Genomic DNA, 12510 nt, shown 5'->3' with positions numbered 1-12510 from the left:
CACGCGTACCTCTCTCGCTCGAATCGCCGGCGGGGCCGGAGAGGATCAGGAATCGGACGCCCGCGAGGGCCGGGGAGGGGGACGGGCCGACTGTCAGTCCGGGTGCTGCTCGTCGATCAGGGCGACGACACGCTCAGCAAGGGCCTCGACGGTGTCGACGTCCCAGATCAAGGTGGGTTCCACGGTCAGCAGCCAGGTGTCCTCGATCTCGCCGCACAGCGCCACGGCGTAGACGGAGTCCAACCCCCGGCCCGCGAGCGCGGTCTGCGGACCGATTTGCCCGGCGAGGTCGGGGAGGTAGTAGGAGATGCGCTCGATGATCCAGGCCCGCATCTCGTCGTGCAGCGGCTGGTTGGAACGCGGTTCGGTCGTGGTCATGGCGTGTCCTTCCCACAGCCCGGCGTCGCCTGGGCGGTCGGATCGAAGAGCTGGTGCTCGCCGTGCCGGAGGCCTGCGGCTGCGAACAAGGCGTACTCGGCCTGCTCGCGTTCGCCCGCGGTGAGCAACGCCGGGCCGCGCAGGCGGGCGGCAAGGCGGTCGAGGACGCCGGGCAGCAGGTCGTCCGGGTACCGGGGCCCGCCACGACGCCAGACCGCCAGCACGGATGCCGCGGCCAGAAGCACGGTGTAGCGGTCTGCCAAGTCGAAGGCGGCCGGGCCCGCGCCGCTAGTGAGATCGCCGGGTGCGAGGGCTATGCACTCGTCCCGCAGGACTCGTAGTTCGTCCCGGAATCGCGCGGCGAAGCGGGTCGCGAGGCCGCCGTCGTCGAGTTCGGCGGTCTCGATGAGCGTGCCGAGAACGCCGTCGGTCCGCGCCATCGCTGCGACCAGGGCATCGAAATCGAGGCTCGGCAGGTCGGCGCCGAGGTCGAACAGCTCGGGAGGCGCGGGTGGCCCCGTGAGCCAGGACTTGCGGGCCAGGCGGGGCAGTTGCGGAAGCAGAGTGATCAGGCAGGCCGTGCGTGAGATGTGGACGAAGGTGGCCGGGGCCGCGTCCCGGGCCACCTTCTGGAAGATGGCGTAAGGCCCCTGTCGCAGATAGCCGGAGGCGCCCAGGACCGAACGCAGGTCCTCGACCGCGTCCAGGACGATCCGCGAGGTCAGGTACTTGGCGGCCGCGGCGTAGGCGGCCATGGATTCGGGAACCAGGTGCAGTCCGCGGACCACGACACCGGAGAAGGCCTCGACGGCGAGCAGGTCGGCATGAGCGCGGGCGATGACGGCGCGGACGTATGGCAGTTCGCTGACGGCGGCGCCGTAAAGACGGCGTTCGGCGGCGAAGTGGAGCGCGGTGCGCAGCGCGGTGTCGAGCGAGCCGAGGGCCATGGCCGGCAGGACGGCCCGCGTCACCTGGTAGGCCCGCAGGGCGATCTCCATGCCCTGTCCCGGGTCGCCGATCACGGCGTCGGCCGGAATCGGGCAGTCGGCGAAATCAATGCCGCCCAGTTGCAGGCCGCGCATCCCGGACGTGCCGACGCGGGGCAGGTCGCGCACCCGGTCGGCCGGGACGGCGTCCCGGCCGACGAGGAACTGGCTGTGGCTCCGGCGGCCGGCGTCCGGGCCGGTGCGGGCGAAGACCACGAGGGTCTCGGCCCGGCGCACGTTCGCCACCACTTCCTTGCGGCCCGACAGCGACCAGCCGGATCCGGCCGGAGACGCCGCGCACCCCGTGTGCGCGATGTCGTTTCCGTGGTCCAGCTCGTGGAATGCGGCGGCGACGCGCTGGTTGGCCAGGAGCCGTTCGGCGACGCTCCCGCGCTGGTCCGCGGTGCCGGCGGTCCAGACGTTGACGGAAGCCAGGAACGACGCGAACCCGTAGCCGGAGCCGAGCGCCGCGTCCCGGCGCCACAGGGTCCTGAGGATGCCGGCGAGCCGGTCGGCGCGGGTGAACCGGCCGCCGTACGCGGCCGGGACGAACTCAGCGTTCAGGCACCAGGCGTCCAGCAGTTTCTCGGCCTCGGCAGACATCTCGCGCTGTTCGTCCGCGACAAGGATCGCCCGGTACCCGACCGGGTTGGCGTCGTCATAAGGGTTTCCGAGGACGGTCTCCAGGTCCTTGGCGCTCATGGCGTCCTCACCGGGATTCCGAACGGCGTGACCGCCGCGCCGACTGCGACCGCTTCACCGATCACGGCGGACAGCCGAAAGTCGATCGTGGCGTCGCCGGGTTCCGGCTCGGGCGCGGGAGCCCGCAGTACCGTGGCGATCCGGGCCCGCAGCGCACGCAGGGCGGCGCGCGCCCACAGTCCGTCGTCCCAAAGCGGTCCTGAGGCCCGCGACGGACCGCCCGTCGCCCACAGGTGCAGGCAGGCGGCACCGGCGTAGCAGAGCTCGTAGGCACCGGCCAGTTCATACGCAGCCATCGGCGGCCGGGACGAGGGCCTGGCCTCCCCCATGAGCAGGGCGATGTCGGCGGCGGTGGCGGCGAGGGCGGCCGCGTGCTCGGCGAGGCCGTCCGGGGCGCCCCGATCGGCGAGCGCCTCGGCCAGTATCGGCAGCGACTGGACGACCGAGCAGCCGCGGCGCGAGGTCAGGGTCAACGCTCGGTGATCGAGCCGTCGCGGCCGGGTGCCCAAGGCGGCGGCTTCGGCGAGGCCGTCCGTGTCCACGTCGGCTCGGGCGAAGCCGCGGGCGAGTCGGCCGTACTGCGGGATCAGCGCGGCGCGGTTCACCGGGGTGCTGCCGTCGAATATCGCGACGACGTGGTGGTCGCGCCACAGCTTCTGGAACGCGCCGTGCGCGTACTCACCGGTGAGGAACGAGCGCAGCCCGAGCAGTTCGGCGAGGTCGGCGATGACCGCGTCGATCAGGGTCGGGGCCAGGGCCTTCACGACCGCGGAGGTGACGCTGAGTTCGTCGGTGAGGCTGTGGATCGAGCGCGCGCTGAGGCTGGCCGCGGCTTCGGTGGCTGCGAGCAGGGCGGCGCAGCGGGCGACGATCGAGCGGGTGCGCGGGCGGTCCGCCAGAGGGGTCCGCTGGATCAGCCTGGTCGCGGTGAAGCCGGATGTCAGGCGCAGCGCCTGTTCGCCGGCGCCGAGCGAGAGGGCTGTGCACATCGTGCGGGTGAGCTGCAGGGTGCGCAGGACTGTCTCCAGGCCGGAACCTTCGGGGCCCAGAAGCGCCGCGTCGCAGAGCTTTGCGGCACTGAACTCGATGCCCGATATGTCGATGCCGCGGACGCCGTGGGTGGCGGCTTTGGGCAGCGCGCGCCAGGTGGCACGGGCCAGTCGCCGCTTGTCGACGAGGAAGAGGCTGTGGCCTCGTGCGGTGCCGGGGTCGCCAGTGCGGGCCAGGACGACGAGGTGGTCGGCGCGGGTGGCGTTGTTGATCGGCCACTTCGTGCCGTCCAGGAGGAAGCCGCCGGTCCGCCGGACCGCGGTGACCTCGCCGTTGGCGAGGTCGGCGCCGTGGCCGGGTTCGGTGAGCGCCCAGGCGAAGGGCTCGCCGGAGCGGACCGCGGTGGAGACCGCCGCGGTCTGACGGGGGGCGCCGACGGCCCAGACCGGGGCCGCGCCGAGATAGGTCTTGCCGTGTGCTACCGCGGCGCTCAGGTCGCGGCGGGCCACCACCCGCTGCAGTCTCAGCAGCTGTTCATGGTCGGCGAGGGCTCCGCCGTGGTCGGCGGGGACGTAGTAGGCGGGGAGGCCGAACGCGTCGAGGCGCGCGCACATCTGCGCGGGGAACTCTTCGGCTTCGTCGAGTTCCGCCGAAACTCTGGCCGAGTCCTCGGGGTCGCCCAGGGCGGCGTCGAGTGCGATGTCGGACGCGGCGGCGAGACCGGCCGCCGGTGCCGCGAACTCCGTGCTCACGGCGCACCGACCCGGAGCAGTGCGGGCTCGAGTTCGGTGTGCAGGGCCGTGATCTCCCCGGCCAGGAAGCGCTCACGCATGGCGGTCCGCTGGACCTTACCGCTGGTGGTGCGGTGGATCGAGCCCCGTCGCACCAGCAGAATGTTGCGGACCGGGATCCCGAACTCGACCGTGAGGCAGTCGGCGACGGCGGCCACGACACCCGGGAACTCCGCGGGCCGCAGGGTCGGGTTCACCTCGTGGACCAGCACGATCCGCTCGTCCGGGGCCGGTACGGAGAACGCCGCGCCGACGAATCCGGCCAACGCCTCGTGGACGGAGCGCGCGTGCTGTTCGAGGTCCTGGGGGAACAGGTTGCGGCCGCGGACGATGAGGACCTCTTTCAAGCGGCCGGTGATGTAGAGCTGGCCGTCGATGAGCGCGCCGAGGTCGCCGGTGCGCAGCCAGCCGCCGGTGCCGGATCCGACGGCGCCTTCGGCGTCCGCGTCTTCGAGCCGGACGTCGAAGGTGCAGGCGGAGAGTTCGGGATGACCCCAGTAGCCCAGGCCGATGCCGGGAACCCGGAGCCATATCTCGCCGATCCGGCCTGGCGCGAGCGCGCGGCGCGTGGCCGGGTCGACGATGGCGGCGTCGCCGGTGGGGATGCCGCAGCCGACCAGGGCGCGGCCCACGCCGACAGCCGTCGGGCGCAGTTCTGGCCCCTTGGCCCGCGACAGAGCCGCGACATCCGCCTGCATCACGGTCACCTGTCCCGCACGGGGTTTGGCCGAGACGTAGGCCGTGCACTCGGCCATGCCGTAGCAGGGGGCGATGACGTCCGGCCCCAGCCCGGCGCGGGCGAACCGCGCGCTGAACGCGGCCATCGTCGCGGCGTTGATCGGCTCGGATCCGTCGAGGAGGAAATCGAGCTCCGACAGATCCAGGCCCTCGATCGCGGCGTCCGGTATCGCGCGCGAACACAGGTCGAAGGCGAAGTCGGGGGCCGCGGTGACCGTGACGCGATACCGGTCCAGCATGCGCAGCCACTCGACCGGCCGCCGGACGAAGTCCGAGGGCGCCATCAGCGCGAGCGGCGCGCCGAAGACGAGCGGAGCCGACAGCATCGCGAACAGGCCCATGTCGTGGTGCAGCGGCAGCCACGATCCGAAGCGGTCGTCGGGTCCGATGCCGCCCGACTCGTGCATGGCCTGCACGTTGTCCAGGATCGTGCCGTGGGCGAGGACCACGCCGCGTGGAGTCCCGGTGGATCCGGAGCTGTACTGGATGACGGCTGGCGTGCCGCGGTGCGGACGCGGCCGGTCGGTGGGAAGGCCGTCGGCTTCGCCGGGCCCGGTCGGCGCGGCGGCCTCGACGGCGGTGGCGGCCGAACCCGCTCCGGCTAAGCCGTCGACCAGCGCCGCGACGTCGGACTCGGCGGCGACGATCAGTTCGGGGTCGCAGTCCGCCGCGACGACGGTGATCCGTTCCGCGGCACGGGCCGAGCCGCCGGGTGCGGGCACCGGCACACAGACGAGCCCGGCCATCAGGCAGCCCAGGTAGTACTCCGCGAACACGATGCCCGTAGGCAGGGCGAGGATCACCCGCTTCCCCGGCGCGAGCCGCGCGGCCAGCGCGGAGGCCCGCAGCCGGGCCCGCCGTGCGAGCTCGGCGTACGTGACGCTCTCCGGTTCGGCCGCCGCGCCCCGGTGAAGGGTCAGCGCCACGGCGTCCGATCGTGCGGCGACCCGTTCCTCGAACGCGTCGCCGAGGTTGTGGCGACTGGCGAGATCGAATGTCATGGCTCTGTCTCCTTCGGGTCCGAGCCGCGGCGGCCCCGGCTCAGGCGTTGCCCGACTGCATGGCGGCGATCAGGCTCTTGGGCCGCATGTCGGTCCAGGACTTGTCGATGTAGTCCAGGCACTCCTGCCGGCCCGCCTCGCCGAACACCACGGCCCAGCCCTCGGGCACCTCGGCGAACAGCGGCCACAGCGAGTGCTGGCCCTCGTCGTTGGTCAGGACCAGGTAGCTGGCGTCCGGGTCCTCGAATGGGTTCGTCACGACGTCGTCCCTTCTAGCGATGGACGGCGCCGCCGCGGGCCGCACTGGGCAGCCCGAAGCGGGCGCCGGTCCGTCGGAGTTGGTGGATGCGGTGCCACTATCGCTCGGCCGCCGGGCCGCTTCCAAGGGGCGCTGGCCAGGGCCGTCCAAGCGCGGCAGTGCCGCTCTTGGACACCTCCCTTAAGGAAAAGCCACTGGTGAAAGCCCTGAGCGATCCACGACGGGGCCCTGTTTGACGCATGGAACAGCAGGGCCCTGTCATGGAAGGACTTCCGCCGGCGCCGGCCGCGCAGGCATTCCCCCGCTTCGAGATGGAGGCAACACATGGGTGACGACGGCGTGCCGAAGTACCTCCGGTCCAACGTGATCGTCGAACCGCTGGTCGACCGCTTCTACGCCTGGCTGCACACGGTGGCCCCGGTGCAGGCCTCGATGAACCTGGCTTTCCTCCAACTGCCGCTGCTGGAGTCGTACCTGCAGTCGCCGCAGGTGCACATCGCGGCGAGCAACAACCCGGACCTGCGCGGCGGCTACTTCATCGACATCCCCGAGGACCGCGCGGACGAGGTCGCCGAACTGACCGCGTCCATAAAGCGTGACCGCGCCGGGATGCTCCAGTTCGCCGCGGCCGTCGCCGACGCCGAGGAACTGGTGCGGCACAACGCCACCGGCTTCGACCTGACCCCGCTGTATCCGAAGCTGCCGACCGCGCTGAACGGCCTGGTGGAGCTGGCCTACGACACCAGCAACCAGCCGTCGCTGCACTTCCTGGAACCGATCGTGTACCGCAGCCCCGCGTTCGACTCCCGCCGCCAGTCGTTCCAGCTCTCCTTGGACGACGGCGTGGAGCGGCCGTTCATCCTGAGCACGCCGCGCCTGCCCGGGCCGGACGTCCTGGACCTCGATCTCCCGCTGACCCACGCGGGGCTAGGCGAGCTGACCGCCTCACGGATCCGGCCCATCTCCCCGACGCGGCTCCGCGAGGCGCTGGAACTGACCGACGCGCAGGCGGTCTGGCTGGACCGGCTGCTGACCGATCGGCCGTCCCTGTCCCCGGACCGGCACATCGAGTCCGGCGGCCGGATCCGCTACTACGGCCACGCATGCCTGGTGCTGCAGAGCGCCGAGGCGACGATCGTCACCGACCCCTTCATCAGCACGGACAACCGCCGCGGCGACCGGTTCACCCTGGACGACCTGCCGGACCACATCGACCTGGTGCTGATCACGCACGGCCACCAAGACCACATCGTCCTGGAGACGCTGCTCCAGCTGCGCGGCCGGGTCGACAAGGTCGTGGTGCCCCGGTCCTCGCGCGGCAACCTCCCAGACCCCAACATCGCCCTCTACCTGAGGCACCTCGGGCTGCCAGCCGTGGAGGTCGACGACTTCGACGAGATCCCCTTCCCCGGCGGCAAGGTGACCGCGACGCCGTTCCTCGGCGAGCACTCGGACCTCGACATCCGGGCCAAGTCCACGTACTGGGTCGACATCGCGGGCAAGAAGGTGTTCGTCGGCGCCGACTCCTCAGGGATCGACCCGGTCCTCTACCGCTACATCCGCGGGCACCTCGGCCGGGCCGACATGGCGTTCCTCGGCATGGAGTGCGATGGCGCGCCGCTGACCTGGCTCTACGGCGGCCTGCTGACCAAGCCGGTCAGCAAGAAGATGAGCAGCTCACGCAAGCTGTCCGGCTCCAATGCCGCGCAGGCCGGCGACATCGTGGTCGAACTGGGTGCTGGCGAGGCGTACGTCTACGCCATGGGCGAGGAGAGCTGGCAGGGCCACGTCATGGCCACGACCTATAACGAGGACACCTACCAGCTCAAGCAGATCGACGAATTCCTGGGCTGGTGCAAGGAGCGGGACATCACCGCCGAGCACCTGTTCAACAAGCGCCAGTGGCGCTGGTAGAGGCCTGTCATGCCCTTCGTGGAGACCAACGGCGTCCGGCTGTCGTACGCGACGGCCGGTGCCGGCGAGCCGGTGCTGCTCATCATGGGCACCGGCGCTTCAGGCCAGGCCTGGACCATGCATCAGACCCCGGCACTGCACCGGGCCGGCTACCGGACGATCGTGTTCGACAACCGCGGCGTCCCGCCGTCTGACGCGCCCGACGGCAAGTACTCGATGGCCGACCTGACCGCCGACACCGCCGGGCTGATCGAAGCCCTGGACCTGGCGCCGTGCCGGATCGTGGGCACGTCGTTGGGCTCGATGGTCGCGCAGGAACTGGCGGTCGCCGCGCCCGGGCTGGTGCGCTGCGCCGTCTTGCTGGCCACCCGGGCCCGCACCGACGTGACGCGCAGCGCGCTGGCCGCAGCAGAGCGTTCCCTCTCAGAGGGTGCCGTACGCCTCCCGCCGGTTTACGCGGCCGCGGTCGCCGCGCAGCAGATGTTCTCCCCCGCCACCCTCAACGCCGACGCCGAGGCCGCGACCTGGCTCGACCTTTTCGAGCTCACCGGCGGCGGCCTCGGGGCTGGCGGGCAGGCGTGGGTCGAGACCGGTCAGGACCGGCGCGCGGCACTCGCCGCCGTCACCGCCCCCTGCCGGGTCATCGCCTTTGCGGACGACCTCATCACCCCGCCGCATCTGGCCCGCGAAGTCGCCGAGGCCATTCCCGACTGCGACTACGTGGAACTGGCGAACTGCGGCCACCTAGGCCACCTCGAACAGCCGGACGCGGTCAACGCGGCCATCGTCGATTTCCTCGACGCGCACTGACCCGTGCCAGCGCGGCGGGCGCGCATCGGCGAACACTGATGAGCCCTGTCGGCCGCCGTGGAGCGCTGACGAGCACCGACCCGAGCGAACCGAATAGGGCCCCGGACCGACGACCCCCAGGAGGACACGTGGCCACCGAAGCCGCGGGCATCGATCCATCGTCGCAGTCGGGCCCAGCCGGCCCGGTGCCACGCCGGCCGACACGGCCCGGCACGATCCGGCGGATCCTGCCCTACGCAGCCCGGCACCGGCGCCGGCTGGCGCTTCTGCTGACGCTGTCCGCCGTGAACGCGGTCGCCGTCTCGGCGAGCCCGCTGATCCTCAAACTCGTCGTCGACGACGGCATCGTGCCCGGCCGTGTCGGCCTGACCATCGCCCTGTGCCTGGCCACCGTGGGCCTGGCCGCCGTCGACGCCCTCGCCGAGTACCTCCAGGCGCGCCTGTCCGGAAAGATCGGCGAGGGCCTGATCTACGACCTGCGGACGTCCGTCTTCGACCACGTCCAGCGCCAGCCCCTGGCGTTCTTCGCCCGCACGCAGACCGGCTCCCTCGTCAGCCGCCTCAATACGGACGTGATCGGCGCCCAGCAGGCGGTGACCAGCCTGCTGTCGCAGTCCGTCGGCACGCTGCTGACCATGGTCTTCGTCCTCGTGTCGATGTTCTGGCTGTCCTGGCCCATCGCGCTCGCGGCGTTGCTGATGATCCCCTGTGTGCTGGTCCCGGCCAGGTTCGCGGGCCGTCGACTCCAGCGCCTGACCAGGGTTCTGATGCAGCACAACGCGGACCTCGGCTCGACCCTGAACGAACGCTTCAACGTCTCCGGCGCGCTGCTCACCAAGCTCTACGGCCGCCCCGAGGCCGAGTCGGCGGCGTTCGCCGAACGCGCCGGCGTGATCCGCGACGTCGCGGTCAGGGCCCGGGCCCTGAGCCGGCTGCTGTCCGTCACCGGCTCCCTGCTCACCTCGCTCACCATCGCCCTGGTGTTCGGCCTGGGCGGCGTCCTGGTGATCCACGGCTCGCTGCGGATCGGCACGCTGGTGGCGATGGTCACGCTGCTGATGGCCCTGTACGGCCCGCTGAACCAGCTGACGAACATGCAGTCGATGGCACTGACTGCGCTGGTCAGCTTCGAGCGGGTCTTCGAGGTGCTGGACCTCGAGCCAGCAATCGCCGACCGGCCCGGCGCGACCGCGCTGGGGATCGTGGCGACTGCGGGGAACCCCGGAAACGCCGGGTCCGCCGGAGCCGCGCCCGAGATCGAGTTCGACCGCGTCAGCTTCCGGTATCCCTCGCCCGCCGAGACGTCCCTGGTGTCGCTGGAGGGCGTCGCGGGACGCGGCGCCGAGCACGAGCCGACCGGCCCGGTCCTGACCGAGCTCAGCTTCATCGCCCCGGCCGGACGGCTGACCGCGCTGGTCGGCCCGTCCGGCGGCGGCAAGACGACGATCACCCAGCTCGTGCCCCGCCTGTACGAGGCGACCTCCGGGGCGGTCCTGGTCGGCGGCCGGGACGTCCGGGACCTGACCTCGACTTCGCTGCACGCGGCGGTCGGCGTGGTCACCCAGGACGCGCACCTGTTCCACGACACGATCCGCGCCAACCTCGCCTACGCGTGTCCCGAGGCGAGCGAACGCGACATCATCGAAGCCTGCGAGACCGCGCACATCTGGGATCTGGTCCGATCCCTTCCCGACGGCCTGGACACCGTCGTCGGCGACCAGGGCCACCGATTGTCCGGCGGCGAGCGCCAGCGCATCTCCCTCGTCCGGCTGCTTCTGAAGTCCCCGCCGGTCGTGGTGCTCGACGAGGCGACCGCGCACCTGGACTCGGAGTCCGAGGCTGCGATCCAGGAAGCGCTGAAGACCGCGCTGGCCGGCCGCACGTCGCTGGTCATCGCCCACCGACTGTCGACGGTCCGCGATGCCGACCAGATCCTCGTGGTCGACCGAGGCCGGATCCGCGAGCGCGGCACCCACGAGCAGCTGCTGGCTGCCGACGACCTGTATGCGGAGCTCCACAGGGCCCAATTCGACCGCCGGCCCGCGGTTCGGTGAACGGCGGCCCATCGTCGCGTCGGTCCTGCCGAGGTCAGTCCACGGATGCCCGGCCGTCGGCCAGCTGCTCCGCGAAGCCCGACCATGTGTTCGCATACTGCAATGCGAGCTGCTGCACCAAGTCCGCGCAGTGCGGCGGTACAGCGGCTATCAGAACAGTCCGCGCCTGCTCCACCGCTGCCGCGTGCTGGAGGAAGCACAAAAGGCGCCGGCCGTCCTCCTTGTGGCGAAGCGACGGGTCACGGATCAACTTTTGCAGGACCTCTGCGGAATCCGGCTGCACCATCGGTGCCTTCTTCGGCACCGCCGCAGCCTGTGAAACCGGATCAGGCTCCTCGTCGAGGTGCCGACGGACGTCGGCCACCGTCGTCGGGGACACCCCCGCCGCCCGGGCGATCTCCCGCAGCGAGGCCCGCGGCCGCTCGTGGAGAAGCCGCACCACCTCGCGCCGGTTCGCCCCGTGGTCCAGCGGCCGCACGCGGCCGTCCAGGCCCACCCGCTCCGTCGTCTCGGCGTCCTGGGACCGCTGCCGGATCCTTGCGACCGTCCTCGCCCCGAGCCCAGCGGCCTGGGCGATCGCCCGGTCGGCCATATACGGGTGGGAAACCAGGATGCGTTCGACGGCGGCCTGGCGGTCGGCGCGGGTCAGCGGGAGCCCGTGCCGCACGTTCGCCTCGACGGCCCGGAGGAACGCGTCCGCCTCGGACCCGTCGAAGTACTCGACCTCGATGGTCTCCCGGCCGTTGAGCATGGCAGCCATGACCCGGTGGAACCCGTCGATCACCCGCAGCCCGCGCCGGTCGACCAGCACCGGCGGCAGCGGCTCCTCGGTCTCGGCCAGCCGGAGCACGTGGTCGGCGTCATGGCCGTCGTGCCGGGGCGACTCGCCGAGTGCCAGCAGCGCGATCGGGACCTCCCGGATCTCGCGCGCCGGCTCCCGGCCGGACCCCCCGAAGTCCCCAAGCGCCGCCCCGGACCCCTGGAGCAGATGTATCAGAGCCGTGGCGTCGTTCTTCCTCTGCCCCAAGGCCGTCTCCTTACCTGTACCCGGTCAATCGAGGGTCTGGTCAGCGGGAGCCGCCGCACGCGGATTTCCAGTCCGCGCAGACGAGCTGATCCGTTGACCGCTCTCCGACACAGTCCCGAAATGTCGACCAATGACGCCGGAGCGGCCTCGGCCATCGCGAAGAAGACCACTTCGACGCCTCGCCCCGAGGGGCGGGCGTAGAGGCTTCCCGCCGTGGTTGCGCCCTCTTGAACGGTCCGAATGGGCGGCCGGAACGGCCCGCGCCGGGACGGCTGCGGCAAAACCGGTCAGGGCGATCACTCAGCCGGCCCGCGGCCGCAATCCGGATCTTTGATATGGACACTGTGAGTTCCCTTCCGTCGATGTTGCGGCCGTCGATGTCGCGAACCATGTGACCAATCGCCGCTCACCGCATGACTGTGAAGACCGACGTGGTGGTGCCGCCGGCACACAGGGGAGTCCGGCCTCCTCGAAGCCAGGACGGAGTGGACGACAGGGCGGGACCCAAGGGGCCTTGTCGCCTGCCGAAGAGCGTTTCCCGAGCGTTGTCGCCCAGGTGCATGGAAAGTTAGCCGGAGCGGCCGTCGCCTCTCGCCCACCCATGGTTTGAACTGCGCCTGCAACTAGGGTGGTTGGCGGTGTACAACCTGGGGTGTAGCTGTGGTGGAAAGCCGGCGGAGCGATCGCTTGGGACCTACGCTCGGACGATGATCGCGCAGCGCACGTGGAGCGGGGCAGTTCGCAAGGCCTTCCCACAGGTGGCAGACATCGACCACTCGCTGGTGCCGGTCGACCATCTCGGGCACGATGCTGCTCAACAGGCCCAATCCGCACGGCTACTGGCGGCACACCGACGTATG

9 protein-coding genes are annotated in these 12510 nt (G+C 71.2%); 3 read left to right on the top strand and 6 right to left on the bottom strand.

Annotated features, from left to right (window positions below; translation table 11 throughout):
- Positions 1-93 precede the first annotated feature (93 nt).
- Genes AC07AZ_RS30995 through AC07AZ_RS30975 form a run of 5 tightly spaced genes read right to left on the bottom strand, consistent with a single transcriptional unit; the run spans position 94 to position 5845 of the window.
- The gene (locus AC07AZ_RS30995) at positions 94-378 is read right to left on the bottom strand and encodes an acyl carrier protein (protein ID WP_478853587.1); all 285 of its coding nucleotides are present in this window, start codon (positions 376-378) and stop codon (positions 94-96) included.
- The gene (locus AC07AZ_RS30990; protein WP_478853585.1) at positions 375-2066 is read right to left on the bottom strand and encodes an acyl-CoA dehydrogenase; all 1692 of its coding nucleotides are present in this window, start codon (positions 2064-2066) and stop codon (positions 375-377) included. Before AC07AZ_RS30990 ends, AC07AZ_RS30995 begins: the two co-directional genes overlap by 4 nt.
- On the bottom strand, positions 2063-3808 hold the full coding sequence (locus tag AC07AZ_RS30985) for an acyl-CoA dehydrogenase family protein (RefSeq protein ID WP_478853583.1): 1746 nt from the start codon (positions 3806-3808) through the stop codon (positions 2063-2065). The genes AC07AZ_RS30990 and AC07AZ_RS30985 overlap by 4 nt, the downstream gene beginning before the upstream one ends.
- A complete protein-coding gene (locus AC07AZ_RS30980; RefSeq protein WP_478853581.1) occupies positions 3805-5586 on the bottom strand; it encodes a fatty acyl-AMP ligase in 1782 nt (593 codons plus the stop codon). The genes AC07AZ_RS30985 and AC07AZ_RS30980 overlap by 4 nt, the downstream gene beginning before the upstream one ends.
- Positions 5587-5626: 40 nt before the next feature.
- A complete protein-coding gene (locus AC07AZ_RS30975; protein WP_327320529.1) occupies positions 5627-5845 on the bottom strand; it encodes an MbtH family protein in 219 nt (72 codons plus the stop codon).
- A 324-nt stretch (positions 5846-6169) separates the two neighbouring features.
- On the opposite strand from AC07AZ_RS30975, the gene AC07AZ_RS30970 reads away from it, so the two are divergent.
- The 3 genes from AC07AZ_RS30970 to AC07AZ_RS30960 are packed head-to-tail and all read left to right on the top strand — an operon-like array spanning position 6170 to position 10623.
- Positions 6170-7759, top strand: a complete 1590-nt coding sequence (locus AC07AZ_RS30970; RefSeq protein WP_478853578.1) for an MBL fold metallo-hydrolase — start codon at positions 6170-6172, stop codon at positions 7757-7759.
- 9 nt (positions 7760-7768) lie between these two features.
- Positions 7769-8569, top strand: a complete 801-nt coding sequence (locus AC07AZ_RS30965; protein ID WP_478853576.1) for an alpha/beta fold hydrolase — start codon at positions 7769-7771, stop codon at positions 8567-8569.
- Positions 8570-8607: 38 nt separating this feature from the next.
- Complete coding sequence (locus tag AC07AZ_RS30960) at positions 8608-10623, top strand: ABC transporter ATP-binding protein (RefSeq protein ID WP_478853574.1); 2016 nt, start codon at positions 8608-8610, stop codon at positions 10621-10623.
- A gap of 34 nt (positions 10624-10657) precedes the next feature.
- Here the strand turns inward: AC07AZ_RS30960 and AC07AZ_RS30955 are convergent, their stop codons facing one another.
- Positions 10658-11650, bottom strand: a complete 993-nt coding sequence (locus AC07AZ_RS30955) for a ParB and winged helix-turn-helix domain-containing protein (RefSeq protein ID WP_478853572.1) — start codon at positions 11648-11650, stop codon at positions 10658-10660.
- Between the last annotated feature and the right edge of the window lie 860 nt (positions 11651-12510).

This window comes from Streptomyces sp. NPDC043878, from assembly GCF_056435735.1.
Note: the sequence above shows the minus strand (reverse complement) of the source record. Positions and strands in the feature narration are given on the sequence as shown.

Coding starts and splice junctions, on each gene's coding strand:
- AC07AZ_RS30970 (WP_478853578.1), top strand. CDS start 6,170: ATGGGTGACGACGGCGTGCCGAAGTACCTCCGGTCCAACGTGATCGTC.
- AC07AZ_RS30995 (WP_478853587.1), bottom strand. CDS start 378: ATGACCACGACCGAACCGCGTTCCAACCAGCCGCTGCACGACGAGATG.
- AC07AZ_RS30980 (WP_478853581.1), bottom strand. CDS start 5,586: ATGACATTCGATCTCGCCAGTCGCCACAACCTCGGCGACGCGTTCGAG.
- AC07AZ_RS30990 (WP_478853585.1), bottom strand. CDS start 2,066: ATGAGCGCCAAGGACCTGGAGACCGTCCTCGGAAACCCTTATGACGAC.
- AC07AZ_RS30960 (WP_478853574.1), top strand. CDS start 8,608: ATGAGCCCTGTCGGCCGCCGTGGAGCGCTGACGAGCACCGACCCGAGC.
- AC07AZ_RS30965 (WP_478853576.1), top strand. CDS start 7,769: ATGCCCTTCGTGGAGACCAACGGCGTCCGGCTGTCGTACGCGACGGCC.